The 26,150-nt window shown below is 64.0% G+C and carries 25 protein-coding genes; 7 read left to right on the forward strand and 18 right to left on the reverse strand.

Features of this window, described 5'->3' with window-relative positions; genetic code table 11:
- Positions 1-3: 3 nt before the first annotated feature.
- The gene (locus tag D3880_RS22395) at positions 4-1,755 is read right to left on the reverse strand and encodes a DUF1302 domain-containing protein (RefSeq protein WP_162935034.1); all 1,752 of its coding nucleotides are present in this window, start codon (positions 1,753-1,755) and stop codon (positions 4-6) included.
- 275 nt (positions 1,756-2,030) lie between these two features.
- Between D3880_RS22395 and D3880_RS22400 the strand changes: the two genes are divergently transcribed.
- A complete protein-coding gene (locus D3880_RS22400; protein ID WP_119895600.1) occupies positions 2,031-2,873 on the forward strand; it encodes an extracellular medium-chain-length polyhydroxyalkanoate depolymerase in 843 nt (280 codons plus the stop codon).
- An 82-nt stretch (positions 2,874-2,955) separates the two neighbouring features.
- Positions 2,956-3,723 (forward strand): hypothetical protein, encoded by a 768-nt coding sequence (locus D3880_RS22405; RefSeq protein WP_119895601.1) that lies wholly within the window; start codon positions 2,956-2,958, stop codon positions 3,721-3,723.
- Positions 3,724-3,748: 25 nt separating this feature from the next.
- On the opposite strand, the gene D3880_RS22410 is transcribed toward D3880_RS22405, so the two are convergent.
- Positions 3,749-4,714, reverse strand: coding sequence for a CobW family GTP-binding protein (locus D3880_RS22410; RefSeq protein WP_119895602.1), 966 nt, complete (start codon positions 4,712-4,714; stop codon positions 3,749-3,751).
- 74 nt (positions 4,715-4,788) lie between these two features.
- On the opposite strand from D3880_RS22410, the gene D3880_RS22415 reads away from it, so the two are divergent.
- A complete protein-coding gene (locus tag D3880_RS22415; protein WP_119895603.1) occupies positions 4,789-5,142 on the forward strand; it encodes an NADH:ubiquinone oxidoreductase in 354 nt (117 codons plus the stop codon).
- A gap of 10 nt (positions 5,143-5,152) precedes the next feature.
- On the opposite strand, the gene D3880_RS22420 is transcribed toward D3880_RS22415, so the two are convergent.
- The 3 genes from D3880_RS22420 to D3880_RS22430 are packed head-to-tail and all read right to left on the reverse strand — an operon-like array spanning position 5,153 to position 7,416.
- The gene (locus tag D3880_RS22420; RefSeq protein WP_119895604.1) at positions 5,153-5,797 is read right to left on the reverse strand and encodes a DUF1826 domain-containing protein; all 645 of its coding nucleotides are present in this window, start codon (positions 5,795-5,797) and stop codon (positions 5,153-5,155) included.
- Positions 5,797-7,002 (reverse strand): zinc metallochaperone GTPase ZigA, encoded by a 1,206-nt coding sequence (gene zigA / locus D3880_RS22425; RefSeq protein ID WP_119895605.1) that lies wholly within the window; start codon positions 7,000-7,002, stop codon positions 5,797-5,799. The genes D3880_RS22420 and zigA overlap by 1 nt, the downstream gene beginning before the upstream one ends.
- 9 nt (positions 7,003-7,011) lie before the next feature.
- Positions 7,012-7,416, reverse strand: coding sequence for a TraR/DksA C4-type zinc finger protein (locus tag D3880_RS22430; RefSeq protein WP_119895606.1), 405 nt, complete (start codon positions 7,414-7,416; stop codon positions 7,012-7,014).
- A 249-nt stretch (positions 7,417-7,665) separates the two neighbouring features.
- Here D3880_RS22430 and cls point away from each other — a divergent pair, with 249 nt between their 5' ends.
- Complete coding sequence (gene cls / locus D3880_RS22435; RefSeq protein WP_119895607.1) at positions 7,666-9,105, forward strand: cardiolipin synthase; 1,440 nt, start codon at positions 7,666-7,668, stop codon at positions 9,103-9,105.
- A 41-nt stretch (positions 9,106-9,146) separates the two neighbouring features.
- Here the strand turns inward: cls and cfaB are convergent, their stop codons facing one another.
- From cfaB to D3880_RS22450, 3 genes are all read right to left on the reverse strand, one after another.
- Complete coding sequence (gene cfaB, locus D3880_RS22440) at positions 9,147-10,331, reverse strand: C17 cyclopropane fatty acid synthase CfaB (RefSeq protein WP_119895608.1); 1,185 nt, start codon at positions 10,329-10,331, stop codon at positions 9,147-9,149.
- Positions 10,332-10,654: 323 nt separating this feature from the next.
- Positions 10,655-11,332, reverse strand: coding sequence for a GntR family transcriptional regulator (locus D3880_RS22445; protein ID WP_119895609.1), 678 nt, complete (start codon positions 11,330-11,332; stop codon positions 10,655-10,657).
- Between the two features lie 86 nt (positions 11,333-11,418).
- A complete protein-coding gene (locus D3880_RS22450) occupies positions 11,419-12,153 on the reverse strand; it encodes an SDR family NAD(P)-dependent oxidoreductase (protein ID WP_119895610.1) in 735 nt (244 codons plus the stop codon).
- 314 nt (positions 12,154-12,467) lie between these two features.
- Between D3880_RS22450 and D3880_RS22455 the strand changes: the two genes are divergently transcribed.
- The 3 genes from D3880_RS22455 (at position 12,468) to D3880_RS22465 (ending at position 15,951) form a co-directional block, all read left to right on the forward strand.
- Positions 12,468-13,499 carry an ABC transporter substrate-binding protein gene (locus tag D3880_RS22455; RefSeq protein WP_119895611.1) on the forward strand — a complete coding sequence of 344 codons (1,032 nt, stop codon included), beginning with the start codon at positions 12,468-12,470 and terminating at the stop codon, positions 13,497-13,499.
- 65 nt (positions 13,500-13,564) lie between these two features.
- Complete coding sequence (locus tag D3880_RS22460) at positions 13,565-14,632, forward strand: phosphotransferase (protein WP_119895612.1); 1,068 nt, start codon at positions 13,565-13,567, stop codon at positions 14,630-14,632.
- A complete protein-coding gene (locus D3880_RS22465; RefSeq protein WP_119895613.1) occupies positions 14,629-15,951 on the forward strand; it encodes an aspartate aminotransferase family protein in 1,323 nt (440 codons plus the stop codon). The genes D3880_RS22460 and D3880_RS22465 overlap by 4 nt, the downstream gene beginning before the upstream one ends.
- Positions 15,952-16,093: 142 nt before the next feature.
- On the opposite strand, the gene glmS is transcribed toward D3880_RS22465, so the two are convergent.
- The 10 genes from glmS to atpE form a co-directional block, all read right to left on the reverse strand.
- Positions 16,094-17,944, reverse strand: a complete 1,851-nt coding sequence (gene glmS, locus D3880_RS22470; RefSeq protein ID WP_119895614.1) for a glutamine--fructose-6-phosphate transaminase (isomerizing) — start codon at positions 17,942-17,944, stop codon at positions 16,094-16,096.
- A gap of 18 nt (positions 17,945-17,962) precedes the next feature.
- Positions 17,963-18,727, reverse strand: coding sequence for a DeoR/GlpR family DNA-binding transcription regulator (locus tag D3880_RS22475; protein WP_119895615.1), 765 nt, complete (start codon positions 18,725-18,727; stop codon positions 17,963-17,965).
- Positions 18,728-18,844: 117 nt separating this feature from the next.
- On the reverse strand, positions 18,845-20,209 hold the full coding sequence (glmU, locus tag D3880_RS22480) for a bifunctional UDP-N-acetylglucosamine diphosphorylase/glucosamine-1-phosphate N-acetyltransferase GlmU (RefSeq protein ID WP_119895616.1): 1,365 nt from the start codon (positions 20,207-20,209) through the stop codon (positions 18,845-18,847).
- Between the two features lie 98 nt (positions 20,210-20,307).
- A complete protein-coding gene (locus D3880_RS22485) occupies positions 20,308-20,733 on the reverse strand; it encodes a F0F1 ATP synthase subunit epsilon (protein WP_119895617.1) in 426 nt (141 codons plus the stop codon).
- Between the two features lie 42 nt (positions 20,734-20,775).
- Complete coding sequence (gene atpD, locus D3880_RS22490; RefSeq protein WP_119895618.1) at positions 20,776-22,152, reverse strand: F0F1 ATP synthase subunit beta; 1,377 nt, start codon at positions 22,150-22,152, stop codon at positions 20,776-20,778.
- A 30-nt stretch (positions 22,153-22,182) separates the two neighbouring features.
- Positions 22,183-23,043 carry a F0F1 ATP synthase subunit gamma gene (atpG, locus tag D3880_RS22495; protein WP_119895619.1) on the reverse strand — a complete coding sequence of 287 codons (861 nt, stop codon included), beginning with the start codon at positions 23,041-23,043 and terminating at the stop codon, positions 22,183-22,185.
- A gap of 50 nt (positions 23,044-23,093) precedes the next feature.
- The gene (gene atpA / locus D3880_RS22500) at positions 23,094-24,638 is read right to left on the reverse strand and encodes a F0F1 ATP synthase subunit alpha (protein ID WP_119895620.1); all 1,545 of its coding nucleotides are present in this window, start codon (positions 24,636-24,638) and stop codon (positions 23,094-23,096) included.
- Between the two features lie 21 nt (positions 24,639-24,659).
- Positions 24,660-25,196, reverse strand: a complete 537-nt coding sequence (locus D3880_RS22505) for a F0F1 ATP synthase subunit delta (protein ID WP_119895621.1) — start codon at positions 25,194-25,196, stop codon at positions 24,660-24,662.
- A gap of 14 nt (positions 25,197-25,210) precedes the next feature.
- The gene (locus D3880_RS22510) at positions 25,211-25,681 is read right to left on the reverse strand and encodes a F0F1 ATP synthase subunit B (protein WP_119895622.1); all 471 of its coding nucleotides are present in this window, start codon (positions 25,679-25,681) and stop codon (positions 25,211-25,213) included.
- A 54-nt stretch (positions 25,682-25,735) separates the two neighbouring features.
- The gene (gene atpE, locus D3880_RS22515) at positions 25,736-25,993 is read right to left on the reverse strand and encodes a F0F1 ATP synthase subunit C (protein ID WP_002555987.1); all 258 of its coding nucleotides are present in this window, start codon (positions 25,991-25,993) and stop codon (positions 25,736-25,738) included.
- Positions 25,994-26,150: the final 157 nt, after the last annotated feature.

The following is a 26,150-nucleotide window of genomic DNA, read 5'->3' on the forward strand; positions in this document are numbered from 1 at the left end:
CTCTCAGAAGCTGTATTTGATGTTGAGGCTGAGGAAATCGCGATCCGTGCGCTTGTTCGACAGACCGCCACCGCTGTAGCCGACGTATTTGGCGCCCACGGCCAACGACTCCTTGTAGATCGCATCGATGCCCAGCGAGTAGCTCTGCGCTTCCTCGTCCAGACCGTTGGTGAGCTGCGGCGCCACGCCGTTGATGCTGTATTGGTAGCTGACGTTGGGCGACAGGGTCAGCAGATTGAAGACGTTGGTGTAGTTGAGCTGCAGGCTGGCCTGGGCGCCGGTGGCGCTGCTGGTGGCCTCGTAGTAGTCGATGTCCGACTCCAGGCCCTGGACGCGGCTGGCGACGAACTCGGAGAGCAGGGTCGCCGAATCGGAACCGAGCAGGCCATTGAAGTTGTAGATCGCCGACAGCGAGGCCTGGGCCATGTCCTTCTCGCGGTAGCCGTCCAGCCGCGTGCCGACCGGTATCCCCGCGAGGTTGCCGAGCAGCGCGGTGGGCAGGTACTCGTTGAGGCCGAGGGCGATCGGCGTATCCGGCCGATAGCTCAGCTCGCCGGCCAGCGACAGGCCGTTGAAGATGCTGTCGCCGCCGATCGAGGTGTTGAAGCTGATGCCATACAGGTCGCGCTTCTCCAGGTATTCGGCGTAGTAGCGCGAGCTGCTGGCATCCGGCAGCACACCGACCACCGGCAGCCGCACCGGCTTGCCCACGGTCAGGCCAATCATCGGCACCTGCATGTTGTAGCGCAGGTAGTACAGGCCCAGCTCGGTGTCGTTCAGCTGCGGGACGTACCAACGCAGGGCCGCGCCGTACTGCGCGGAGTCGTCGCCGTCGACGTCCTGGGCGCGCGGGATGAAGGTGGTCGGCAGGTAGCCCTTGAGCAGGCTGTTCAGGCCGCCGGCCGGCAGGCGGTTGGCGAAGGCCTGGGCGGCGTCCGGATTGTCGAAGGCCAGGCCGCGGGTGAGCGGCTCCTGCAGCGGCGGCACCGACAGGTAGTTGCAGCCTTCGCCGAGCACGTCGAGGGTCGAGTAGTAGGTGCCGCAGGGGTCGATCTTCGAGGCTTCCCAGGCCTTGCCAGGCTGCCAGTAGCCTTCGATGCTGAGGTTGTCGCGCAGCTCGTAGGAGGCGTAGGTCATGAAGGTCGGCATGTAGGCCTCCTTCACCTCCGAGCCCGGCGCGCGCAGGGCGTTGATGTCCACCGGGTTGGTGGCGCCGATGCCGTTCTGATAGAACAGGCTCTCGCCCCAGTTAATCACCTGGCGGCCGAGGCGGGCGTTGAGGGCGCGCTCGTTGAGGGTCCAGCTGCCGAAGACGAAGGCATCGAGCAGATCGGCGCTGGAACCGGCCTCGTCGAGACCGGCATCGCTGATCTGCCGGTGGCGGCGCTCGTCGTCCTCCAGCTCGAAGTCGCGGAAGGCGCGGCCGCGGACGAAGATCCCGTAGTCGTCCTGATAGCGCAGGTCCAGCTCGGAGACGATCTTCGCCACTTCGGAGAACAGCTCGCCCTTCTTGAAGTTGAGGTCGCCGTCGTCGGAGTTGATCAGCGCCGCGTTGGCGCCGGTGCCGCCATTGGCGCGGGCAATCAGCTTGCGGTCCTGGCCTTCCATGCGGTAACTGACGCCGTAGGACAGGGTGGTGTCGAGAGATGTCGCCCAGTCGCCCGAACGCACCTGAAACGCCTGCGCCGAGCCGAACGGCAAGGTGCCCAGTAGAGCCAGACCGGCGAATGCCAGGCCTCTTCCGTGGTTTACCACGATGACCTCCAGTTGTTGTTTTTATCGGAATCGGAACATCGATTCCGTAATAATTTAATTGAGGTCGCTAAACCTGGCAAGCCCGTACCAGAAAACTTTTTCTTCACCTCTGCCAAACGCTCAGGCCAAGTCGTCTAGCCAGGACGTTCCAGCCTTCCGAGGCTGATTTCAATTTCTGCAAGCCCCGCCCTTCGTGACTTTCACCCACTTGACGGAATCGGAATTCCAGTTTCTATTTGCTCTGCGGTATCACAACAACAATGGAGAAACCCGCTATGTTCACTGCCCGAACTGCCCGCTTCGGCGTGCTTCTGCTCCTCGCGCTGCTCAGCCAACCGAGCTGGGCCGACTCCCGCTGCAGCGAGCGCGCCAAGAGCCTGCTGCTGCCGGCGAAAGTCAGCTGCAGTTATCAATCCACCTGGATCGACTCCGGCCTGGTCGGCCAGCGCAAGGTCATCTATCAAACCCCGTTGGGCACCCCGCCGGCCGGCGGCTGGCCGGTGGCGCTGGTCTACCAGGGCTCGTTCTTCCCGCTCAACGACTTCACCTACTACAGCAACCTGCCGTTCGGCGGTTACTACGAAGGCAAGCTGGTGCAGACCCTGCTCAACAACGGTTACGCGGTGGTGGCCCCCAGCGCCCCGGCCGACCTGTTCTGGCAGACCAACATCCCCGGCCCGGCGCAAGCCTACGAGCTGAGCACCGATTTCGACTTCCTCGGCAATGTGCTGGACGCCATCGCCGCCGGCCATTTCGGCCCGCTCAACAGCCAGCGCCAGTACGCCACCGGCATCTCCAGCGGCGGCTACAACACCAGCCGCATGGCGGTGTCCTTCCCCGGCCTCTTCAAGGCCCTGGCGATCCAGTCCGGATCCTACGCCACCTGCAGCGGACCGCTGTGCGTGGTGCCGGCGGAGCTGCCCGCCGACCATCCGCCGACCCTGTTCCTGCACGGCTTCGTCGACGCCACCGTGCCCTGGTGGAGCATGGACCTGTACTACGACCGCCTGCTCTACCAAGGCATCGAAACCGAGCGCTACACCGAGCCACTGGGCGGTCACGAATGGTTCGCCGCCTCGCCGGGCAAGGTGCTGGCCTGGTTCAGCGCTCACCCCTGAGCCCGACACGGGCGGCCACAGGTCGCCCCGCAGCATCTGCCGCGGCCGGCACGAGTCGCCGCGCCACATCCCTGGAGTCCCCATGCCGCACCTATTGCTCCGGCTGCTGGGCGGTGCCGCTCTAGCGCTGTTCTGCGGTGCCCTCGGCGCCAGTCAAGGCGACACCCGGTCGGCCCATCTGCGACAGCTGCAACTGAACCTACTGGGCTCGCTCGGCGACTTCTACCTGCTCTACGGCATCGACGCCGATCCGGCACTCGGCCGCTCCATCGCCCACCACCTGGAGCTGGCCGAGCTTCAGCTCAGTCAGATCGAAGTCGCCGTCCCCGGCGCGGCAGCCGCGCTGGTCGGTCTGCGCCAGCAGTGGCGAGCCTACCGCCAACTGCTGACCGCGCTGAGTCGCGAGGCGCAGCGGCAGACCACCCTGGAGGGCCGCGCGTTCACCGAGCTGATCCAGCTCAACGAGCAGTTGCTGGCCGCATGCGCCACGCTGCAATCCGCCTCGCCGCCGGGACCTGATCCGACCGCTGGCGACGACGGCCTCGAGTTGCAGTTGCAGCGCCTCGCCACCAGCTATATCGCCTACAACATTGGTGCCAACAGCCTGGCTGGCGATGGCACGGAGATCGACCGGATGGCCGTGCAGGTCGATGCCGGCCTCGCCGCGCTGCTTGCCAGGCCCGCCCAGGACGAGGAGCAGCGGCGCCTGCAGGAAACGATCCGCAGCAAATGGCGCTATATCGAGCCAGCCCTGCGGCACTACCAGAAGAGCGCGGTGCCGAGCCTGGTGCGCCACTACAGCGCTCGCATCATCGCCGACCTCGAACGGCTGCAGAGCGGCACTCGTTAACGGGCGGCAGGCACCAGACCAACCACTACGGGTCGAGGCGGCAGGCCAACATTCCGGCCTGCAACGCCGCTGCATCCTGCGCCTCGGCGAAGATCAGCTCCAGGCGCGAGTCCTTGCGCCATTCGCTGTTACGCCAATGAATGGGCTCGCCGTCCAGGGCATTGGCCGACAGCCAGCCGGGGTTGCAGTGCAGCACCAGCTTGGCGCGGCGCCAGGGCAGAGTGGCCAGCCACTGTTGCACGCGCAGCAGTTCGAAGCGCTGGCTGGGGTGCCAGCGCCAACCGATGCTCCAGCCCTCGGCCTGGGCCTGGATCTGGCAGATCGGTTCGCCCGGATCGCGCCACAGCGCCGGCAGCGGCGCCGTGCCGTTGGGCAGAGGCGTATCCGCCGCCTGGCCGGCCTGCGCGGCATGCCCGGGCAGCGCGCTGAACGGCAGCCGGCCCTGGCTGGTCCAGCGCAGCGGCAGGTCCGGCAGGCCGGCGGCCAGCCGTGCGCGGGTCGCCGCGTCGAGGTGTTCGGCCTTGTTCAGCAACAGCAGGCCGGCCTCGGCCAACGCCGCCTGCTGGCTGGCCGGCAGCGCCTGACCGCCGGCCAGGGCGGCGGCATCCAGCACCAGCACCGGCGGCTGCACGGCCAGCACTTGCGCCCATGGCGGTTCGCGCAACTGGCGCAGCAGTTCGGCGGGGTGGCCGAGGCCGGACGGTTCGATCAGCAGGCGGTCGGGCCTGGCCTGGCGCAGCAGCCGACCCAAGCCCACCTGGAACGGCGCGCCGTTGACGCAGCACAGGCAGCCGCCGGCCACTTCGCCGAGGGCGATGCCGTCCGCCGCGGTGCTCAGCAGCGCCGCGTCCAGGCCGATCTGGCCGAACTCGTTGATCAGCACCGCCCAGCGCTCGTGCGCCGGCTTCTGCGCCAGCAGCTGGCGGATCAGGCTGGTCTTGCCGGCGCCCAACGGGCCGGCGATCAGGTGGGTGGGGATATGCTTCAACATCTGCCTATGCTGCGGCTTGTAGGGGGGTGCAGGAAAGCCCTAGAGTGCGGCGCATCGATTGACGGAGATGGCTCATGCGTTACTGGTTCGCCCTATTGTGTTCTGCCCTGCCGCTGCTGGCCCACGGCGAAGCCTGCGTGGTGCACAGCCAGGGCGATCGCCTCGACGTCAAGGTCTGCCAGCAGAACCAGAGCATCCCGCCGCAGCTGTTTCGCGACGGCTTCTGCCAGCCGCAATTGAAAGGCCAGAAGGTCGCGGTCGAGTTCGTCGCGCAATGCCCAGGCGGCTCCTTCGGCGTCTGCCGCAACGCCCAGGTGTCCAACCAGCCCTACCGCCAGGACATCCACTACTACGGCGTGAGCAGCGACGCCAACTACCTCAAGCCCTACTGCGAGCGGCAGAGCAAGGGCGTGTGGATGGCGCGCTAGGCAGGCCGCCCTACGCCAGCCAATCCAGGGTCAGCATCAGCCGGCGTTCGCCGGCCGCCGGCTGCGGCGAACGGTGGATGATCCCGCGCCCCTCGTTACCTAGCCACTTCTCGCCCTTGAACAAGGCCACCGCGCCCGTCGCGAGCTGCTCGATGCCGGCCGCGTCCTGCGGTTCGGCGGCCGGCGCGCCGAGTCGCGCGCGGGCCATCGCCCCCTCGCGCAACCATTGGCTGCCCGCCCCGGCATAGCTGGTGATCAGCCGCAGCGGCACATGGTCGACGTGAAAACGCGGGCACATAGTCTTATCCAGCACGCGCAAACGCAGGCCGATGCGCCGGGCATCGAGCAGGCAGGCGTAGGCGCGCAGCAGCCAGGCGATATCGGCGACGAAACCGGCGTAGCCGTCGAGATCGGCATAAGCATCGGCCAGCCCGCGCAGGTTCGGTTCGGCCTGCGCATGCGCCAGCTCCAGGGTCATGGACTGCGCCAGCGGCTCGCCGAGCGCCACCAGCATGGCGGCGAAGCGCTGGACATGCAGCGGCAAGCGGCGCTGCCAGACGGCCAGGTTGACGCCATCGGCCAGCGCCTCGGCGAGTATCGCCGGGGTGTCGCCCAGCACCTGGCGCGGCACGGGAGACAGCTTATACGCGAGCATCAGGCCGCCTCGACATGCCAGGGACCGAAGGGGTCGGGCAACCGTTGCCAACGTTGCGCGCCCAGCGCCATTTCCGCGTCGTCCAGCAGGCAGGCATCGAGATCGGCGTTAAGCCGGGCGAAATCCATGTGCTGGCCGATAAACACCAGCTCCTGGCGGCAGTCGCCGGTCTGTTGGTCCCAGTGCCGCATGATCGCCTGCAGACCTTCCTCATCCTCCGGCCACTGGCTCTTTTCCACGAAACGCCACCAGCGCCCGGCCAGACCATGGCGCATCAGGCCGCCGGCCTGCGACCAGCTGCCGGCTTGCCGATGCTTGCTGGCCAGCCAGAAGAAACCCTTGGAGCGCAGCAGGCGGCCATTGCGCCATTCGCGGTTGAGGAAGTCGAAGAACCGCTGCGGATGAAAGGGCCGGCGCGCGCGGTAAACGCTCGAGGCGATGCCGTATTCCTCGGTTTCCGCTACATGCTCGCCGCGCAACTCCTTGAGCCAGCCCGGCGCCTGGGCGGCCCGGTCGAAATCGAAACGGCCGGTGTCGAGAATCGTCGTCAGCGGCACCCGCCCCATCAGCATCGGCAGGATTTCCGCCGCGGCATTGAGGCGGCGCAGGATGCCGATCAGTTCCTCGCGTTCGGCGGTGGCAATCAGGTCGATCTTGCTGATCAGGATCACGTCGGCAAATTCCACCTGCTCGATCAACAACTCGCTGATCGAGCGCTGATCCTCCTCGCCGAGGCTTTCGCCCCGGCTGGCCAGGCTTTGCGCCTCTTGGTAGTCGCGCAGGAAGTGCACGCCGTCGACCACCGTCACCAGGGTGTCCAGGCGTGCCAGGTCGGACAGGCTGCGACCCTGTTCGTCGCGGAAGGTGAAGGTCTCCGCCACCGGCAGCGGCTCGGAAATGCCGGTGGACTCGATCAGCAGGTAATCGAAGCGCCCCTCCGCCGCCAGGCGGCTGACCTCTTCCAGCAGATCCTCGCGCAGGGTGCAGCAGATGCAGCCGTTGCTCATCTCGACGAGCTTTTCCTCGGCGCGATTGAGGCTGACATCGCGCTGGACTTCGCTGCCATCGATGTTGATCTCGCTCATATCGTTGACGATCACCGCCACCCGGCGGTGCTCGCGGTTCTTTAGCACATGGTTGAGCAGGGTGCTCTTGCCGGCGCCGAGAAAGCCGGACAGCACGGTGACGGGAAGACGTTTGTCCATCGGGGATCCTCAACTCTCACGCAGATGTTTTTCACGTTGTTCCTGGCGCTGCTTGGCGTCGATGCCCAGGCTCGCGGTGGGCCGCAGCAGCAGCCGGCGCAGCCCGATCGCTTCACCGCTCTGTGCACACCAGCCGTATTCGCCACGGGCCAGGCGTTGCAGGGCCTGGTCGATCTTGTCCAACAGCTTCTTCTGCCGTTCCAGCAGACGCAGTTGCCGCTGCCGCTGCTCCTCGGCGCTGCCCAGGTCATTCGCGTCGCTGCTGAGGTCCTGCTCGCGCAGCTGCCTGAACTCGGCGTCGATCTGCGCCTGCAGCTCGCGACGCTGGGCGCGCAACAGGGCATGGAAGAACGCCTGCTGGGCAGCGTTCATGTAACAGTTGGAGGGCTGGGCCAGCAGTTCTACTGCGGTCATGGGCGTTCGCATCGGCAGTTTCTTATCTTACGTTATACTATAACAATTGATATCAACCAATCTTTTCCACAAGCCGCCGATGAACACCGGGGGCCTGCGATCACTACCTGAAATTCATCATCGTGAACGCTATCTGCATTGCCTTGCCGTTGCGTGCGGACGGATAGGGTTTCACGTGGAACAGACTTGCCCCCGGCCGCCAGATGCGCTCAGCTAGGCTGTGAAGGTCTGGAGAGGAAAAGGTTGACCATGGAGTTCGGTATTCCCCACCTGTTCGGTTATCTGATCGCACTGACCCACGTGCTCGGCGTGGTGGCGGCCATCCATGCGGTACTCAGCGTGCGCACCGCGCAGGGCGCGATCGCCTGGGCCATTGCCCTGCTGTTCATGCCCTACCTGACCCTGCTGCCCTATCTGGTGTTCGGCCGCAGCACCTTCGATGCCTATATCCAGGCCCGCCGCCAGGCCAACCGTGAGATGCAGCTGGCCATGGCCGACCTGAACTGGCGGCCGTGGATCGAGGAAGCCCAGGCGGCGCAGCGCTCGGAGTATTTCGGCAGCTTGCGCGCCCTGCCACGCCTGAGCCCGATGCCCCTGCTGGCCAACAACCAGGTGCGCCTGCTGATCGATGGCGAAGCCACCTTCGCGGCGATCTTCGCCGCCATCGCCAGCGCACGGAAGGTGGTGCTGGTGCAGTTCTTCATCGTCCACGACGACCAACTCGGCCGCCGCCTGCAGCAGCTGCTGCTCGAACGCGCCGCCGCCGGCGTGGAGGTCTACCTGCTCTACGACGGCATCGGCAGTCATGCCCTGCCGAGCCACTACAGCGAACGCCTGCGCGCCGGCGGCGTGCAGGTACGCACCTTCGCCACCCGCCGCGGGCTGCTCAACCGCTTCCAGGTCAACTTCCGCAACCACCGCAAGATCGTGGTGGTCGACGGCGAACGCGGCTTCGTCGGCGGCCACAATGTCGGCGACGAATACCTCGGCCGCCAACCGCCGCTGGCGCCCTGGCGCGACACCCATATCGAGTTGCAGGGGCCGGTGCTCGCCTGCCTGCAGGAATCCTTTGCCGAAGACTGGTTCTGGGCGACGCGACAGTTGCCGCCGCTGATTCTGCCGGCGGCCTACCCCAGCCGCGGCATGCTCTGCCAAGTGCTGGTCAGCGGCCCGGCGGATGCCCAGGAGACCTGCTCGCTGTTCTTCGCCGAGGCGATCCACGCCGCCCGGCGGCGCGTCTGGATCACCACGCCCTACTTCATCCCCGACGAGGCGGTGTTCGCCGCCCTGCGCCTGGCGGTCATGCGTGGCGTCGACGTGCGCATCCTGCTGCCCGCGCGCCCCGATCACCGCGTGGTGTATGCCGCCTCTAGCCTGTATGCGTTCGAGGCCCTGCGCGCCGGGGTGCGGATCTTCCGTTATCAGCCGGGCTTCCTGCACCAGAAGGTGCTGTTGATCGACGCCGACACCAGCGCCATCGGCAGTGCCAACCTGGACAACCGTTCGTTCCGGCTGAATTTCGAGATCATGCTGCTGACCTTCGACAGCACCTTCTCCGGCGAGGTGCAGCGCATGCTGGAAGAGGATTTCAGCCATGCGCACGAACTGGCTGCCGGCGACGATCAGCAGATCGCCCGCCTGCGCCAGCTGGGTATGCGCGTGGCACGGCTGATTTCGCCGATTCTATAGAGCGAAACCACGGGCACCCGCGCGCGGGTGCCCGTCAGCGCTCAGCGATAGAGGTCGGCACGGGTCCAGGGCAGCTGGTGGGAGCCATCCGCCAGCGGTTTCACCGCGAGGATCTGATGCAGGTTGATCCAGCCGTGGGCGAAGGCATAGGCGCAGCCGGCCAGGTACAGGCGCCAGATGCGCAGGCTCTGCGCCTCCACCAGCTGCGCCGCTTCGGCCAGACGGTTCTCCAGGCGCTCGCTCCAGAACTCCAGGGTGCGCGCGTAATGCAGACGCAGGCTTTCGACATCCACCACTTCCAGGCCGGCGCCACTGAGATCGGCGACCATCCTGGCCAGGTGCGGCAGTTCGCCATGGGGGAACACGTAGCGATCGATGAACTCGCCGGCACCACGGCCGACCGGGCGGCCATCGGTGTACTTGGAGGTGATGCCGTGGTTCATCACCAGGCCGCCGGGACGTACCGCATCGAACAGCCGCTGGCAGTAGGTCGGCAGGTTGATATGGCCGACATGTTCGAACATGCCGACGCTGACCACCTTGTCGTAGCGGCCATCGCGCGGCAGATCGCGATAGTCGCGCAACTCCAGCTCGACCCGGCCCTCCAGCCCCTCGTCCTTGACGCGCTGGCGCCCTAGGGCCAGCTGTTCCTTGCTGAGGGTGATGCCATGCACCTGCACGCCGAACTCACGGGCGGCGAAGCGCGCCAGCCCGCCCCAGCCACAACCGACATCCAGCAAGCGCTCACCCGGTTGCAGGCGCAGCTTGCGGCACAGGTGGCGGAGCTTGGCCTGCTGGGCCTGGTCGAGATCCTCCGCGCCGGTCTCGAAATAGGCGCAGGAGTAGACCATCTCGCGGTCCAGCCACAGCGCGTAGAAGTCGTTGGACAGGTCGTAGTGGTAGGAAATCGCCGCCGCATCGGTGGCCTTGGCGTGCGCCCGCCGTTTCGGCGCAGCGCCGCCGCCCTCGCCGATCAGCGCCTGACTGAGGGCATCGCCGAGGCGGATCACCTCACGGATCGGCCCTTCCAGGCCAAGCTTGCCCTCGACATAGGCACCGCCCAGGGCAGACAGGCTGGGATGGGCGAATTGCGCGACCATGCTCGGGTCATGCAATACCAGGGTGACGCTCGGGTCGGGGCCGAGATCGAGTTCATGGCCATCCCATAGGCGCAGCCGCAAAGGCAGCTGAATTCCGCGTAGGGCCGCCAGGAGTTGCGCCAGCATAGGAACCCCCTGTTCGGGAAAACATACTGCAAAGCGTAGTCCAGCACGCGATCAACTCAACAGTCCTTGTCTATGACCGTGATTTGACCGATCTATCGCAATCCGTACGTCCGCGGAACAAAAGGCAGGCACCAGCCAGCTGCTGTGCTGGCTGTGAACTTGCGGAATAAAGTCTGTCCGGCTCTGCCGTCGCAAAGCCAGGAAATCTGGGGATCGCGCCGGATTGACTGGAAATCGAAAAACTGTCGGGCCTGGTAAAAAGGACTGCTTCGAGGAGCGCACAGGGTTAAAACTGTCGGAAGGGCGCAAAGCCCGACATCAGTTCATTTTTCTGAATAGTCATTGCGCTCGATGAAGGCGAGCAGATGTTCATTCCCGTCCTGGATGTCGGTGCAGATGGCCGCCCTCGCCGCGAGGCCGTCGCCTTTCTTCAAGGCGTCAAGGACCTCCCAGTGGTGCTCGATGGCAATCCGCTCGGAGAAGTTGTGGTATGCCAGCGCGATCAGGGGCCCGGTCCGCATCCACAGACTGTCGAGGAAGCCTCGCAACATTGGCATGGCGGCGATCTCGGCGAGTGCAAAGTGGAAGGCCTGGTTGAGCTTGAGCGCCGCGACGAAGTCACCCCGCTTTATCGCCTGCAAATTGGCGTTGATGTTGTCTTCCAGCATCACCAATTCCTCTGCCATCGCACGCTTGGCCGCGGTTTCTGCTGCCAGGCCTTCCAGCGCGAGGCGGATGCTTCGAATCTCCAGATATTGCTCTTTGCTGAGCACCGGCACGCGGATGTCCTTCGGCGTCTTCAGCACCAACGCCTGCTCCTTGGCCAGTTGCAGGATGGCATCGCGAACCGGGGTGACGCTGGTGCCTAGCTGCTGCGCCAGGTCGCGGATGCGCAGCTTGTCGTCAGGCTTGAAGCGGCCGGTGATCAGCGCCTCGCGCAACAGCGCGTACACGCTGCTGCCCAGGTAGGAATGGTTGAGGCCTTCGATCGGGTAGTTCATGCGCACTCGTCAGGGTTCTGGCGCGGCGGCGCCCGGCAATCGTCACTAGCGAATGATCGTCGTTGCCGGACGCGATTGCCAGCGCGCTACACGTGCTGGCCGCCGTTGACGTGGATTTCCGCGCCATTCACGTAGGACGCACCATTGGTGCAGAGGAAATGGATCAGCGAGGCGACCTCCTCCGGCATGCCCAGGCGACGCATGGGAATGTCGCGCTCGACGATCAGTTCGGTGCCTGAAGAGAGGATCGCGGTGTCGATCTCCCCCGGCGCGATGGCGTTGACGCGCACGCCGTGGCGGCCGAAGTCGTAGGCCATTTCCCGGGTCAGCGCCGCCAGGGCGGCCTTGGACGAGGCATAGGCGACGCCGGCGAAAGGATGTACCCGCGACCCGGCGATGGAGGTGACGTTGATGATGGTGCCCCGCGCCGCCTTCAGCTCCTCGAACAAGCCGCGGGCGAGCAACGCGGTGGAGAACAGATTGACGTTGAACACCCGCAGCCACGTCGCATAGTCGCTCTCCAGCACGCCCAGCCGGCCGCCGGCCGCCGACTTGGGCGAGATGCCGGCATTGTTCACCAGCGCGTGTAGCGGGCCGCCCAGCTTCTCGCGGATCAGCGGCAGGCTACGCTCGACGCTTTCGATGTCTTCCAGGTCCAGGTGGATGTGGTTCTGCTGCCCTTCGGCCCAGGGGCATTCAGCACCCCAGTCCTGGCGCGAAGCGGTGAACACCCGCCAGCCGGCGGCATTGAAATGCTTCACCGTGGCGTGTCCGATTCCGCGGCTGGCGCCGGTGAGTAGCAACGTCTTGGGACCGTTCATGATCGATTCCATCCTCTGCAGGGGCTGAGCCGTGAATGAATGCCGAACGGATAATGGCGCAAAACTCCTGAAAATAATACATGATGCATCATGTATTAAAAGATGATTGAATACCGTCTCCTACCCATGACAACAACAAGGAAACGGAGGACATCGCATGCACAAGCCCTATCCCTCGAGACGACGCTATTCGTCGGGTTCGTCCCCATGACCTTTCGGGAACGGTCCGGCTCCCCAGCCCGAGTCGAAACCGCCCCACTCTTCAAGCTGCCCCCTGTACCTCGGAACACCCTGGTTCACCAAGGAGCATTCGCATGTTCAAGAAAGTCGCAGCATTGATGTTGCTGGCCGGCGCCGCCGTCCAGGTCCACGCAGCCGACACGCTTACCGTGGTGTCGTTCGGCGGCGATAACAAGCAGGCCCAGGAAAAGGCTTTCTACCAACCCTTCTCGACGCAGAACAAAGTCACCGTCCAGGCCGCCGAGTACAACGGCGAGATGGCCAAGATCAAGGTGATGGCCGATACCGGCCAAACCAGCTGGGACGTGGTCGAAGTCGAGTCCCCGGAGCTGATGCGTGGCTGCAGCGAGGGTCTGTTCGAACCACTGGACTGGTCCAGGCTGGGCAAGCGCGAAGACTTCCTCGACGCGGCGGTGAGCGACTGCGGCGTCGGCATCTTCATCTGGTCCACCCTGCTCACCTATGACGCCAGCAAACTGGCTCAGGCGCCCACGAGCTGGGCAGACTTCTGGGACACCAAGCGCTTTCCCGGCAAGCGCGGCCTGCGCCGTGGCGCCAAATTCACCCTGGAATTCGCTTTGCTCGCCGATGGCGTGAAGCTGGATGACCTGTACGAGGTGCTTGGCACGAAGGAAGGCGTGGACCGGGCATTCCGCAAGCTCGACCAGATCAAGCCCGACATCCAGTGGTGGGAGGCCGGCGCGCAACCGCTTCAATGGCTGGCCGCCGGAGACGTGGTGATGACCTCGGCGTACAACGGCCGCGTCACCACCGCGCAGCAGGAAGGCCTGCCGTTCGCCATGCAGTGGAACGGTAGCCTGTACGACCTCGACCACTGGGCCATCGTCAAGGGCAGCAAGAACAAGGCGCTGGCCGAGCGATTCATCGCGCTGGCCAACAGCCCCGAGCACCAGAAGGTCTTTGCCGAGGCGATTCCCTATGGCCCGACCAACACCCATACGCTCAATCTGATCGACCCGGCGATCCGTTCCAAGCTCCCCACCGCGCCGCAAAACCTCGAGCACGCGCGGGCCACGGACACGGAATTCTGGATCGACCATGGCGAGGAACTGGAACAACGCTTCAACGCCTGGGCCAGCAAGTAACCCGGCAAGCCCGCCCGGCACCGCCGGGTGGGCTGTTCATGCATGATCCGATGGAGTTTTCCGCAGTGTCCCTGAATACCGCCCCCGTCCACGACCACCTGCTGGAAGTCGCGCCGGCGCACGTCAGCCTCGAGCAGGCTGCCACCATCGCCGCCGAACGCTTCGGCCTTCATGGCGCCACGCACCGTCTCGCTGGCGAACGCGATCTGAACTTCCGTATCGCCGACGCGGACGGCGTGACGCGTCTGCTCAAGCTGTCCCACCCGCTGGAAGATCCGCAGGTAGTGGATTTCCAGAACAGCGCGCTGCGGCACATTCAGCGCGCCGACCCGGACCTGCCGGTGCAACGCGTCTTCCCGGCGCTGGACGGGTTCTACCAGCTATCCGTGGAGGTTGACGGCCAATTGATGCTTGCACGCCTGATGTCCTTCGTCGATGGACTACCACTGCATCGCGTCGCTGAGCGCAGCCCGGTCCTTCGGCGAAACCTGGGTGACGCCCTGGGCCGCCTCGACCGGGCGCTGCAGGATTTCAGCCACCCCGCGTCCGGCCATGAATTGCTCTGGGACATGAAGCATGCCTCGCGCCTTCGTCGCCTGCTTCCGCATATCGACGAGGTGGACAAGCGCGCCCTGGTGGAGCGCTTCCTCGATAATTTCGAGCAACAGGCCCTGCCCCACTTTCCGAAACTGCGGGCGCAGGTAATCCACAACGATCTCAACCCGCACAACGTCATAGTCGACGAGCGGCATCCCGAGCGAATACGCAACATCCTCGACTTCGGCGACATGGTGCACGCGCCGCTGGTCAACGACCTGGCGGTCGCCGCGGCCTACCAACTGGGTGGCGTCGACGACCCCCTGTCACCGGCGGCCGAGTTCGTCGCCGCCTATCATCGCCGCAATCCGCTGCTGCCGGACGAGCAGGCGATCCTCGCGGACCTGATTGCCACTCGCCTGGTGATGACCCTGTGCATCACGGCCTGGCGCGCCAGCCTGCACCCTGAGAACCGCGACTACATCCTGCGCAATACCGATCACGCCTGGCAGAGCCTGCAGGGGCTGGCCGGCTTGTCCCGTCTCCAGGCCCAGGAGCAGCTCGCCAAGGCCTGCCAAGAGGAATCGCACGCATGAGCATGATCAACGGATTCAGCCCGGCCGACGCCGAACGCCTGGACGAACAGGAAAGGTGCCTGATCGAGCGCCGCGAACGCCTGCTCGGCCCGGCCTACCGGCTGTTCTACGAGCGCCCGCTGCACACGGTGCGCGGCGAAGGCGTCTGGCTCTACGACGCGCAGGGCCGGCGCTACCTGGACGCTTATAACAACGTGGCCTCGGTCGGCCATTGCCACCCACGCGTGGTGGAAGCGATCTGCACTCAGGCCGCGCACCTCAATACCCACACGCGCTATCTGCAGGAAGGCATCCTCGATTACGCCGAACAGTTGCTGGCAACCTTCTCCGCCGGCCTCGACCGGGTAATGTTCACCTGCACCGGCAGCGAGGCCAACGACCTGGCCCTGCGCATCGCCCGTCACTTCACCGGCGGAGAAGGTGTGATCATCACCCGATTCGCCTATCACGGCGTCACCGGGGACATCTCGGAGCTTTCGCCGTCCCTCGGCAACGGCATCACCCTGCCCGCCCACGCGCGTACCGTGCGCGCGCCGGACGCCTATCGGCTAGGCGCCGAGAACGTCGCGGCGACGTTCGCCGCCGACGTGCGCGCCGCCATCGCCGACCTGCGCGCCCATGGCATCAAACCCGCCGCACTGCTCCTTGACGGTATCTTCGCCAGCGATGGCGTTTTCGCCGATCCCGCCGGTTTCCTCGCCGAAGCGGTGGCTGCCGCTCGCGCCGAAGGGCTGCTCTACATCGCCGACGAAGTCCAGTCCGGATTTGCCCGCACCGGTTCGACCATGTGGGGTTTCCAGCGACACGCCGTGCAGCCGGACATCGTCACCCTGGGCAAGCCCATGGGTAACGGCCAGCCCATCGCCGGGGTGGTGGCACGGGCGGAGGTGATCGAAAGTTTTGGCCGTAGCGTGCGCTACTTCAATACCTTCGGCGGGAACCCTGTCTCCTGCGCCGCTGCCAAGGCGGTGCTGGACATCATCCAGGAGGAAGGCCTGCAACAGCGCTCGGCGGAGCTTGGCGGCTATCTGCTGCAGGGTTTACGCCGCCTCGCCGAACGCCACGAGCTGATCGGCGACGTGCGCGGAGCGGGGATGTTTTTCGGTATCGAACTGGTCAGCGACCGGGAGACCAAAGAGCCGGCGCCGTTGGCCACCCGACGCATCGTCAACGACTTGCGTGAGCGCGGCGTTCTGATCAGCGCCGCAGGCCCTCGGGAGAACATCCTCAAGATCCGTCCGCTTCTGGCTTTCGAGAAGGAGCATGCCGACCTTATGCTTGAGGCTCTGGATCAAGCACTCGGTGCTGGTACCTATTGAAAAGCTGAGGTTGGATCAACCTGGAATAAGGTCAAGGGAGGGGCTGCCAGGGACAGCGCTCAGTCACGCTCTCCCCGACAGTTCATGTTCCGGCCCAACAGTCTTCATTCCTGAAGACCACTGGCGCGGGGGGAGGCCGACGTTATTCCACGGTCACCGATTTCGCCAGGTTGCGCGGCTGGTCGACGTCGGTGCCCTTGAGCACGGCCACATGGTAGGACAGCAGCTGCAACGGGATGGTGTAGAGGATCGGTGCCAGCGCATCGCAGATATGCGGCACCGCCAGCACGTGGGTACCCTCGCCGTTGCCCAGGCCGGCCTGCTGGTCGGCGAAGACGATCAGTTGGCCGCCACGTGCGCGCACTTCCTGCAGGTTGGACTTGAGCTTCTCCAGCAGCTCGTTGTTGGGCGCCACGGTGACCACTGGCATGTCGCTGTCGACCAGCGCCAGCGGCCCGTGCTTGAGCTCGCCGGCCGGATAGGCCTCGGCGTGGATGTAGGAGATCTCCTTGAGCTTCAGCGCACCTTCCAACGCCACCGGGTATTGCGCGCCGCGGCCGAGGAACAGGGTATGGTGCTTCTCGGCGAACAGCTCGGCAATTTTCTCCACCGCCTTGTCCAATGCCAGCGCCTCGTCCAGGCGGCTCGGTAGGCGGCGCAGTTCGTCCACCAGTTCGGCCTCGAGCGCCGCAGCCAAGCTGCCGCGCACCCGGCCGAGAGCCAGGGTCAGCAGCATCAGGGCGACTAGCTGGGTGGTGAAGGCCTTGGTCGAGGCCACGCCGATCTCCGGCCCGGCCTGGGTCAGCAAGGTCAAGTCCGACTCGCGCACCAACGAGCTGATGCCAACGTTACAGATCGCCAGGCTGGCGAGATAGCGCCCGTCTGTTGCAGAACGCGCCTTGCCATTGCGCAGGGCGGCGAGGGTATCGGCGGTCTCGCCGGACTGGGAAATGCTGACGAACAGGGTATCTGGCTGCACCACCACCTTGCGGTAGCGGAACTCGCTGGCCACCTCGACCTGGCAGGGGATCCCCGCCAGCTCCTCGAGCCAATAACGGGCGACCATGCCGGCGTGATAGCTGGTGCCGCAGGCGACGATCTGCACATTGCGCACCTTGGCGAACAGTTCCGCCGCCTGCGGACCGAACGCCTCCACCAGCACATGATCGGCACCCAAGCGGCCTTCCAGGGTGCGCTGCACCACCTGCGGCTGCTCGTGGATCTCCTTCAGCATGAAGTGCCGGTAGGCCCCCTTGTCGGCGGCTTCGGCGCCGTCGCGATACTGCACCTGCTCACGTTGCACCGGCTGCCCGGCGACGTCCCAGATCTGTACGCCGTCGCGGTGGATTTCGGCGATATCGCCTTCCTCCAGGTACATGAAGCGGTCAGTCACCTGCCTTAGAGCAAGCTGATCGGAAGCGAGGAAGTTTTCGCCATGCCCCAAGCCGATCACCAGCGGGCTGCCGCTGCGGGCGGCGAGCAGGCGGTCCGGCTGCTTGGCGCTGATCACCGCCAGGCCGTAAGCGCCGTGCAGTTCGGCGACCACCGCCTTGAGGGCGACGGTGAGATCGCCGAGCTCCTGCAACTTGTGCTCCAGCAGGTGGACGATGACCTCGGTGTCGGTATCCGAGCTAAACACGTAGCCCAGACCCTTGAGGCGTTCACGCAAGGCCTCATGGTTTTCGATGATGCCGTTGTGCACCACCGCCAGATCATGCCCGGAGAAATGCGGGTGGGCATTGCGCTCGCTGGGCGCACCGTGGGTGGCCCAGCGGGTGTGGGCGATGCCCAACTGGCCGGCCAGCGGTTCGTCGGCCAGGGCCTGCTCCAGTTCGCTGACCTTGCCCACGCGGCGACACCGCTCCAATAGCCCGGCGTTGCTGAATACCGCCAGCCCGGCGCTGTCGTAGCCGCGGTATTCCAGACGCTTGAGGCCCTCGACCAGGATCGCGGTGATGTTGCGCTCGGCGATGGCGCCAACGATGCCACACATAGAAGTCTCCTTAGCAGTTCAGGCCGCGGCGCAGATCAGCTTGATGCCGCGGGCGAGGATATGTTCGCGCGCCGCTTCGGGCAGGCGCTCATCGGTGATCAGGGTATGGATGCTGCTCCAGGGCAGTTCCAGGTTGGGAATCTTGCGACCGAACTTGTCGGCCTCGACCATGACTATGACTTCGCGGGCAACTTCCGCCATCACCCGCGACAGGCCGAGCAGCTCGTTGAAGGTGGTGGTGCCGCGCTGCAGATCGATGCCATCGGCGCCGATGAACAGTTGGTCGAAATCGTAGGAGCGCAGCACCTGTTCGGCGACTTGGCCCTGGAACGATTCGGAATGCGGGTCCCAGGTGCCGCCGGTCATCAGCAGTACCGGCTCGTGTTCCAGCTCGCTGAGGGCGGTGGCCACATTCAGCGAATTGGTCATCACCACCAGCCCGGGCTTGTGGCCCAGTTCGGGAATCATCGCCGCCGTGGTGCTGCCGCTGTCGATGATGATCCGCGCATGTTCGCGGATGCAGACCACCGCCGCGCGGGCGATGGCCAGCTTGTAACGCGACACCGGCTGGCTGCTGTCGCTGATCAGTTCCTGCGGCATCGGCACCGCGCCGCCGTAGCGGCGCAGCAGCAGGCCATGGGTTTCCAGCGCGGCCAGATCCTTGCGAATCGTAACTTCCGAAGTGGCGAAGCGTTTCGCCAACTCATCCACGCTGACCTCGCCCTGCTCCGCGAGGAGCGCAAGAATCGCATGGCGCCGCTGAGGGGTGTTGCGCTTCGACATGGACTAAGTTTCGATTCGAAAGATAATTGCGCAAATCAAAACCTAACGAAGCTTTTGCGTCAAGCCCATAAAAGACCAAAGGCGGCCGTGGCCGCCTTTGGTCAACGCATGTTCGCCTTACTTCTTGCTCTTCAGCGGGCGCTGCCAGCCGTCGATATTGCGCTGCTTGGCCCGGCCGATGGCCAGGCTCTGCGCCGGCACATCCTGGGTCACGGTGGAGCCGGCACCGGTGGTGCTGCCAGCGCCGATGGTCAGCGGCGCCACCAGCGAATTGTTCGAACCGATGAAGACTTCGTCACCCAACACGGTCCGGTGCTTGTTGGCGCCGTCGTAGTTGCAGGTGATGGTACCGGCGCCGATATTGCAGTTGGCGCCGATCTCGGCATCGCCCAAGTAGGTCAGATGGCCAGCCTTGGAGCCCTCGCCGAGACGGGCATTCTTGACCTCGACGAAGTTGCCGACATGTGCCTTGGCCCCCAGCACCGTGCCCGGACGCAGGCGCGCGAACGGCCCGCAGTCGGCACCCTCGCCCAGCTCGGCGCCGTCCAAGTGACTGTTGGCCTTGACCACCGCCCCCCGGCGCAAGGTGCTGTTGCGGATCACGCAATTGGGGCCGATCTCGACGTTGTCCTCGATCACCACCCGACCTTCGAGGATCACGTTGACGTCGATCAGTACATCGCGGCCGACCGTCACCTCGCCGCGCACATCGAACCGCGCCGGATCGCGCAGCGTCACACCCGCGGCCATCAGCCGGCGCGCGGCACGCTGCTGGTAATGGCGCTCAAGCTCGGCCAACTGGATGCGGTCATTGGCGCCCTGCACTTCCATGGCGTCGTGCGCCTGTTCGGTGGCGACCACCAAACCATCGGCCACCGCCATGGCGATCACGTCGGTGAGGTAATACTCGCCCTGGACGTTGTCGTTCGACAGGCGTGCCAGCCACTCGGCCAGACGCTTGCCAGGCACTGCGAGAATGCCGGTATTGCCCTCGCGGATCGCCCGTTGCGCAGGGGTAGCATCCTTGTGCTCGACGATCGCCGTCACCACCCCGTTGGCATCGCGAAGGATGCGGCCGTAGCCGGTCGGGTCGGGCAACTCGACGGTGAGCAGGGCCAGTTGCTGCGGACCGACCTTGGCCAGCAGGCGTTCCAGGGTTGCCGCTTCGATCAGCGGTACATCGCCGTACAGGATCAGCACCCGTTCGGCGCTCAAGCCCGGCAGCGCCTGGGCCACGGCATGGCCGGTGCCCAGCTGTTCGGCTTGCAGAACAAAACTCAAGTCATCCGCCGCCAGCCGCTCGCGCACCTGCTCGGCGCCATGGCCGATCACCACATGGATATCCTGCGGCTGCAGCTGCCGCGCCGTATCAAGCACATGACCGAGCATGGATTTACCGGCCAGCGGATGCAGCACTTTCGGCAGCGCTGAACGCATGCGGGTGCCCTGGCCGGCGGCGAGAATAACGATATCGAGGGACATAGCGATAGATCCTGAACAGCCCAAGCGGGGCGGAATTGCAGAAAAGCAAAAGGGTAGCCAAGGCTACCCTTTTACTGGTTCGCGATGAAGACTGCGGCTTAGCCGCCGAACTTCCTGCGCACCTGCTGAAGCGTGCGCAGCTGCGCTGCGGCCTCGGCCAGACGCGCCGCGGCGGAACCGTAGTCAAACTCGGCACCTTTGCTGTGCAGAGCCTTCTCGGCATCCTTCAGCGCCTGCTGGGCGGAGGCTTCATCCAGATCGGCAGCACGGGTCACGGTATCGGCCAGGACCTTCACCATGTTCGGCTGCACTTCGAGGAAACCGCCGGAGATGTAGAACACCTCCTGCTCGCCACCTTGCTTGACCAGACGAATCGGGCCCGGCTTGAGATCGGTGATCAGCGGCGCGTGGCCCGGAGCGATGCCCAGATCACCCAGGTTACCGTGCGCAATCACCATCTCGACCAGACCGGAGAAGATCTCCGCTTCGGCGCTGACGATATCGCAATGGACAGTAATAGCCATACCTTTACCTCAGGTCAGCGCCCGTTGCCGGGCGCTCCAGGGTTAGAGTTTCTTCGCTTTCTCGATGGCTTCTTCGATGCCGCCGACCATGTAGAACGCCTGCTCCGGCAGGTGGTCGTATTCACCGTTGAGGATGCCCTTGAAGCCAGCGATGGTGTCCTTCAGCGACACGTATTTGCCCGGCGAACCGGTGAATACTTCGGCCACGAAGAACGGCTGGGACAGGAAGCGCTGGATCTTCCGCGCACGGGATACCAGCTGCTTGTCGGCTTCCGACAGTTCGTCCATACCGAGGATCGCGATGATGTCCTTCAGCTCTTTGTAGCGCTGCAGAACATACTGTACGCCACGCGCGGTGTCGTAGTGATCCTGACCGATCACCAGCGGGTCGAGCTGGCGCGAGGTGGAGTCCAGCGGATCGACGGCCGGGTAGATGCCCAGCGAAGCGATGTCACGGGACAGTACCACGGTAGCGTCCAAGTGGGCGAAGGTAGTCGCCGGCGACGGGTCGGTCAGGTCGTCCGCAGGTACGTAGACGGCCTGGATCGAGGTGATCGAACCGGTCTTGGTGGAGGTGATGCGCTCTTGCAGAACGCCCATTTCCTCGGCCAGGGTCGGCTGATAACCCACTGCGGACGGCATACGGCCCAGCAGCGCGGATACTTCGGTACCGGCCAGGGTGTAACGGTAGATGTTGTCGACGAACAACAGAACGTCACGACCTTCGTCCCGGAACTTCTCGGCCATGGTCAGGCCGGTCAGGGCCACGCGCAGACGGTTGCCTGGCGGCTCGTTCATCTGGCCGTAAACCAGAGCCACTTTGTCGAGAACATTGGAGTCCTTCATCTCGTGGTAGAAGTCGTTACCCTCACGAGTACGCTCACCCACCCCGGCGAACACGGAATAACCGCTGTGTTCGATGGCGATGTTACGGATCAGCTCCATCATGTTTACGGTCTTGCCGACACCGGCACCACCGAACAGACCGACTTTACCGCCCTTGGCGAACGGGCAGACCAGGTCGATAACCTTGATGCCGGTTTCCAGCAGTTCGTTGGAGCTCGATTGCTCGGCATAGGTCGGTGCAGGGCGGTGGATTTCCCACTGCTCTTCTTCGCCGATAGGACCGGCTTCGTCGATCGGGTTGCCCAGCACGTCCATGATCCGGCCCAGGGTCGCTTTACCGACCGGCACAGAGATGGCCTTGCCAGTGCTGCTGATCTCCAGGCCACGCTTGAGGCCTTCGGTCGAACCCATTGCGATGGTACGTACCACGCCGTCGCCCAGCTGCTGCTGGACTTCCAGGGTGGTTTCAGCGCCTTGTACTTTCAGCGCCTCGTAGACGTTCGGCACCTGGTCACGCGGGAATTCCACGTCGATAACGGCGCCGATGATTTGAACGATACGTCCGCTACTCATATCTGGTTCCTCTGAATATTTGAACCGTTCTTAAACCGCGGCAGCGCCGCCGACGATTTCCGAAATTTCTTGGGTGATCGCTGCCTGACGCGCCTTGTTGTAGACCAGCTGCAATTCGCTGATCAGGTCACCGGCGTTGTCGGTGGCGTTCTTCATCGCGATCATCCGCGCAGCCTGTTCGGCTGCGTTGTTCTCAACCACCGCCTGGTATACCTGCGATTCCACGTAGCGCACCATCAGGCCGTCGAGCAGCTGTTTGGCGTCGGGCTCGTAGAGGTAGTCCCAGTGGTGCTTGAGCTCTTCATCCGGAGTCGCCACCAGCGGAACCAGCTGCTCCACTGTCGGCTTTTGCGTCATGGTATTGATGAACTTGTTCGAGACCACGGACAGACGATCGATGCGACCTTCGAGGTAGGCATCGAGCATCACCTTGACGCTGCCGATCAGATCATTGATCGACGGTTCCTCGCCCAGGTGACTGATCGCAGCAACGACATTGCCACCAAAGTTGCGGAAGAACGCCGCACCCTTGCTGCCAATCACGCAGAGATCAACCTCTACGCCTTGCTCGCGATTGCTCGCCATGTCCTTGACCAGAGCCTTGAACAGGTTGGTATTCAGACCACCGCACAGACCACGGTCGGAACTCACCACGATATAACCGGCGCGCTTGACTTCACGCTCGACCATGAACGGGTGACGGTATTCCGGGTTGGCGTTGGCCAGATGACCAATCACCTGGCGGATACGCTCCGCGTAGGGACGGCCGGCCGCCATGCGCAGTTGAGCCCTGCGCATCTTGCTGACCGCCACCTTTTCCATGGCGCTGGTGATCTTCTGCGTGCTTTTGATGCTCGCAATCTTGCTGCGAATCTCTTTTGCGCCTGCCATGTAACACCTATCGGGTTAGCAGGCGGGGATCTTGCGACCCCCGCTGCGGCTTACCAGGTTTGGGTGGCCTTGAACTTCTCGATACCGGCTTTCAGCTGGCCATCGATGTCGTCATTGAAGTCACCCTTCTCGTTGATCTTCGCCATCAGGGCGGCGTGATCACGGTTGAAGTAGGCGATCAGGGCCTGCTCGAAGCTGATGATCTTGGCAACTTCGATGTCCTGCAGGAAGCCGCGCTCGGCGGCATACAGCGACAGCGACATGTCGGCGATGGACATCGGCGCATACTGCTTCTGCTTCATCAGCTCGGTGACGCGCTGACCATGCTCGAGCTGCTTGCGGGTGGCTTCGTCCAGGTCGGATGCGAACTGGGCGAAGGCCGCCAGTTCACGATACTGAGCCAGAGCGGTACGGATACCACCGGAGAGCTTCTTGATGATCTTGGTCTGCGCTGCACCGCCCACACGGGATACCGAAATACCGGCGTTGACGGCCGGACGGATACCCGAGTTGAACATGGCCGATTCCAGGAAGATCTGACCGTCGGTGATCGAGATCACGTTGGTCGGAACGAACGCGGAAACGTCGCCTGCTTGGGTTTCGATGATCGGCAGAGCGGTCAGGGAGCCAGTCTTGCCCTTCACGGCGCCATTGGTGAACTTCTCGACATACTCTTCGGAAACGCGGGAAGCGCGCTCCAGCAGACGGCTGTGGAGATAGAACACGTCGCCCGGGTAGGCTTCACGGCCTGGCGGACGGCGCAGCAGCAGGGAGATCTGGCGATACGCCACGGCTTGCTTGGACAGATCGTCATAGACGATCAGCGCGTCTTCGCCGCGGTCGCGGAAGTACTCGCCCATGGTGCAGCCGGAGTACGGCGCCAGGTATTGCAGCGCGGCGGATTCGGAAGCGCTGGCAGCCACCACGATGGTGTTGGCCAGGGCGCCGTTTTCTTCCAGCTTGCGCACCACGTTGGCGATGGTCGATTGCTTCTGACCGATGGCCACGTAGACGCAGCGGATGCCGCTGTCTTTCTGGTTGATGATGGCGTCGACGGCCAGGGCAGTCTTACCGATCTGACGGTCGCCGATGATCAGCTCGCGCTGGCCACGGCCTACCGGGATCATGGCATCGACCGACTTGTAACCGGTCTGCACCGGCTGGTCGACCGACTTACGCCAGATCACGCCCGGCGCGACTTTCTCGACGGCGTCGGTGGCTTGAGCATTGATCGGGCCTTTGCCATCGATCGGGTTACCCAGGGCATCGACCACGCGGCCCAGCAGTTCCGGACCAACCGGTACTTCCAGGATGCGGCCGGTGCACTTGGCGCTCATGCCCTCGGCCAGGCCGAGGTAGCCGCCGAGCACTACCGCGCCCACGGAATCTTGCTCCAGGTTCAGCGCCATACCGTAGACGCCGCCCGGGAACTCGATCATTTCGCCGTACATTACGTCGGCCAGACCGTGGATGCGCACGATACCGTCGGACAGGCTGACGATGGTGCCTTCGTTACGGGCTTGGGAAGAGACGTCGAGTTTCTCGATACGTCCCTTGATGATTTCACTAATTTCGGAAGGATTGAGTTGCTGCATTGCTCTGCTGCCCCTTCAAACTCAAGATTTCAACGCTTCGGCCAGTTTCGCGAGCTTGCCGCGAACCGAGCCATCGATAACCAGGTCGCCGGCGCGGACCACGACACCACCGATGAGGGCGGAGTCTTCCACGACGTGCAGACGCACTTCCCGGCTGAGCCGTGCGCTGAGAACCTTGGCGAGTTTGTCTTGCTGTTCTGCGCTCAATGCGAAGGCACTGGTCACTTCCACGTCCACCGATTTTTCCTGCTCGGCCTTGTACTGCTCGAACAGCTCGGCGATTGCCGGCAACAGACCCAAACGGTCGTTCTCGGAAACCACGGAAATGAAGTTACATGCCTGGGCGTTGAACTTGTCACCACACACTTCGATAAAAGCGGTGGCCTTTTCTGTACTCGTCAGACGCGGGGCCGTGAGCACGCGCTGCATGGTGTCGTCTTGCGACACCGCTGCAGCCAGGCCGAGCATGGCTGACCAATTGGCCAGTTGCTGGTGGGCCTGAGCGTGCTCGAAGGCAGCCTTGGCGTAAGGTCGGGCCAGCGTGGTCAGTTCTGCCATGATCGCGCCCTCGCTTAAATTTCGGCTGCCAGTTTGGAAACCAGCTCCGCATGCGCGTTACGGTCGATAGTGGCGCCCAGAATCTTCTCAGCACCGCTGATCGCCAAGCCACCCAGTTGGGCCCGCAGGGCGTCTTTGACACCGTTCAGTTCCTGTTCGATCTCGGCCTGAGCCTGAGTCTTCAGGCGCTCACCTTCAACACGGGCCTGATCGCGAGCTTCGTCGACGATCTGGGTAGCGCGCTTCTTGGCTTGCTCAATGATTTCAGCTGCCTGGGTTTTGGCTTCGCGCAGTTGCTGACCCACTTTTTCGTGGGCGAGCTCCAAATCACGAGCCGCACGGCTGGCAGCGTCCAGCCCATCCGCAATCTTCTTCTGACGCTCCTGCAAAGCCGCGATGACCGGAGGCCACACGAACTTCATGCAGAACAGCACAAAGATGAAGAAGGCAACGGACTGGCCAATCAGGGTTGCATTAATGTTCACGCCAACACCTCGCTCGTTCGTTGTCCGTCAAACCAATCACTCGTAATCGAGTGATTAGCCTGCGAGTTGACCAACGAAGGGGTTCGCGAAGGTGAAGAACAGTGCGATACCAACGCCGATCATGGTCACGGCGTCCAGCAGACCAGCGACGATGAACATTTTAACTTGCAGCATCGGAACCATTTCCGGCTGACGCGCTGCGCCTTCCAGGAACTTGCCGCCCAGCAGGCCGAAACCAATGGCGGTACCCAAGGCACCCAGGCCAATCAGCAGAGCAACGGCGATCGCGGTCAGACCAACTACAGTTTCCATCTTTCCTCCCGACTTTTTATGTCGTATTGGTTAAGGTTGTTAAGGTAAAGCGGTAAAGCGAAATCAGTTCTTGCCTTTGCCCTTACGGGCCTCCACTCAAAACACCGCACCACACCCTCTTCCGCCCTTCGGGCACCTTCTCCCTGAAGGGAAAAAG

Origin of the sequence: Pseudomonas cavernae, from assembly GCF_003595175.1 — a bacterium.
Classification (GTDB): domain Bacteria; phylum Pseudomonadota; class Gammaproteobacteria; order Pseudomonadales; family Pseudomonadaceae; genus Aquipseudomonas; species Aquipseudomonas cavernae.

Bases quoted from the DNA above. Each gene is read 5' to 3' on its own strand.
- D3880_RS22405 (WP_119895601.1), top strand. From the start codon at position 2,956: ATGCCGCACCTATTGCTCCGGCTGCTGGGCGGTGCCGCTCTAGCGCTG.
- D3880_RS22430 (WP_119895606.1), bottom strand. From the start codon at position 7,416: ATGACCGCAGTAGAACTGCTGGCCCAGCCCTCCAACTGTTACATGAAC.
- D3880_RS22505 (WP_119895621.1), bottom strand. From the start codon at position 25,196: ATGGCAGAACTGACCACGCTGGCCCGACCTTACGCCAAGGCTGCCTTC.
- cfaB (WP_119895608.1), bottom strand. From the start codon at position 10,331: ATGCTGGCGCAACTCCTGGCGGCCCTACGCGGAATTCAGCTGCCTTTG.
- D3880_RS22445 (WP_119895609.1), bottom strand. From the start codon at position 11,332: ATGAACTACCCGATCGAAGGCCTCAACCATTCCTACCTGGGCAGCAGC.
- D3880_RS22455 (WP_119895611.1), top strand. From the start codon at position 12,468: ATGTTCAAGAAAGTCGCAGCATTGATGTTGCTGGCCGGCGCCGCCGTC.
- D3880_RS22410 (WP_119895602.1), bottom strand. From the start codon at position 4,714: ATGTTGAAGCATATCCCCACCCACCTGATCGCCGGCCCGTTGGGCGCC.
- D3880_RS22465 (WP_119895613.1), top strand. From the start codon at position 14,629: ATGAGCATGATCAACGGATTCAGCCCGGCCGACGCCGAACGCCTGGAC.
- atpD (WP_119895618.1), bottom strand. From the start codon at position 22,152: ATGAGTAGCGGACGTATCGTTCAAATCATCGGCGCCGTTATCGACGTG.
- D3880_RS22420 (WP_119895604.1), bottom strand. From the start codon at position 5,797: ATGCTCGCGTATAAGCTGTCTCCCGTGCCGCGCCAGGTGCTGGGCGAC.
- D3880_RS22450 (WP_119895610.1), bottom strand. From the start codon at position 12,153: ATGAACGGTCCCAAGACGTTGCTACTCACCGGCGCCAGCCGCGGAATC.
- D3880_RS22400 (WP_119895600.1), top strand. From the start codon at position 2,031: ATGTTCACTGCCCGAACTGCCCGCTTCGGCGTGCTTCTGCTCCTCGCG.
- atpG (WP_119895619.1), bottom strand. From the start codon at position 23,043: ATGGCAGGCGCAAAAGAGATTCGCAGCAAGATTGCGAGCATCAAAAGC.
- glmU (WP_119895616.1), bottom strand. From the start codon at position 20,209: ATGTCCCTCGATATCGTTATTCTCGCCGCCGGCCAGGGCACCCGCATG.
- D3880_RS22485 (WP_119895617.1), bottom strand. From the start codon at position 20,733: ATGGCTATTACTGTCCATTGCGATATCGTCAGCGCCGAAGCGGAGATC.
- cls (WP_119895607.1), top strand. From the start codon at position 7,666: ATGGAGTTCGGTATTCCCCACCTGTTCGGTTATCTGATCGCACTGACC.
- D3880_RS22415 (WP_119895603.1), top strand. From the start codon at position 4,789: ATGCGTTACTGGTTCGCCCTATTGTGTTCTGCCCTGCCGCTGCTGGCC.
- D3880_RS22475 (WP_119895615.1), bottom strand. From the start codon at position 18,727: ATGTCGAAGCGCAACACCCCTCAGCGGCGCCATGCGATTCTTGCGCTC.
- glmS (WP_119895614.1), bottom strand. From the start codon at position 17,944: ATGTGTGGCATCGTTGGCGCCATCGCCGAGCGCAACATCACCGCGATC.
- atpA (WP_119895620.1), bottom strand. From the start codon at position 24,638: ATGCAGCAACTCAATCCTTCCGAAATTAGTGAAATCATCAAGGGACGT.
- atpE (WP_002555987.1), bottom strand. From the start codon at position 25,993: ATGGAAACTGTAGTTGGTCTGACCGCGATCGCCGTTGCTCTGCTGATT.
- zigA (WP_119895605.1), bottom strand. From the start codon at position 7,002: ATGGACAAACGTCTTCCCGTCACCGTGCTGTCCGGCTTTCTCGGCGCC.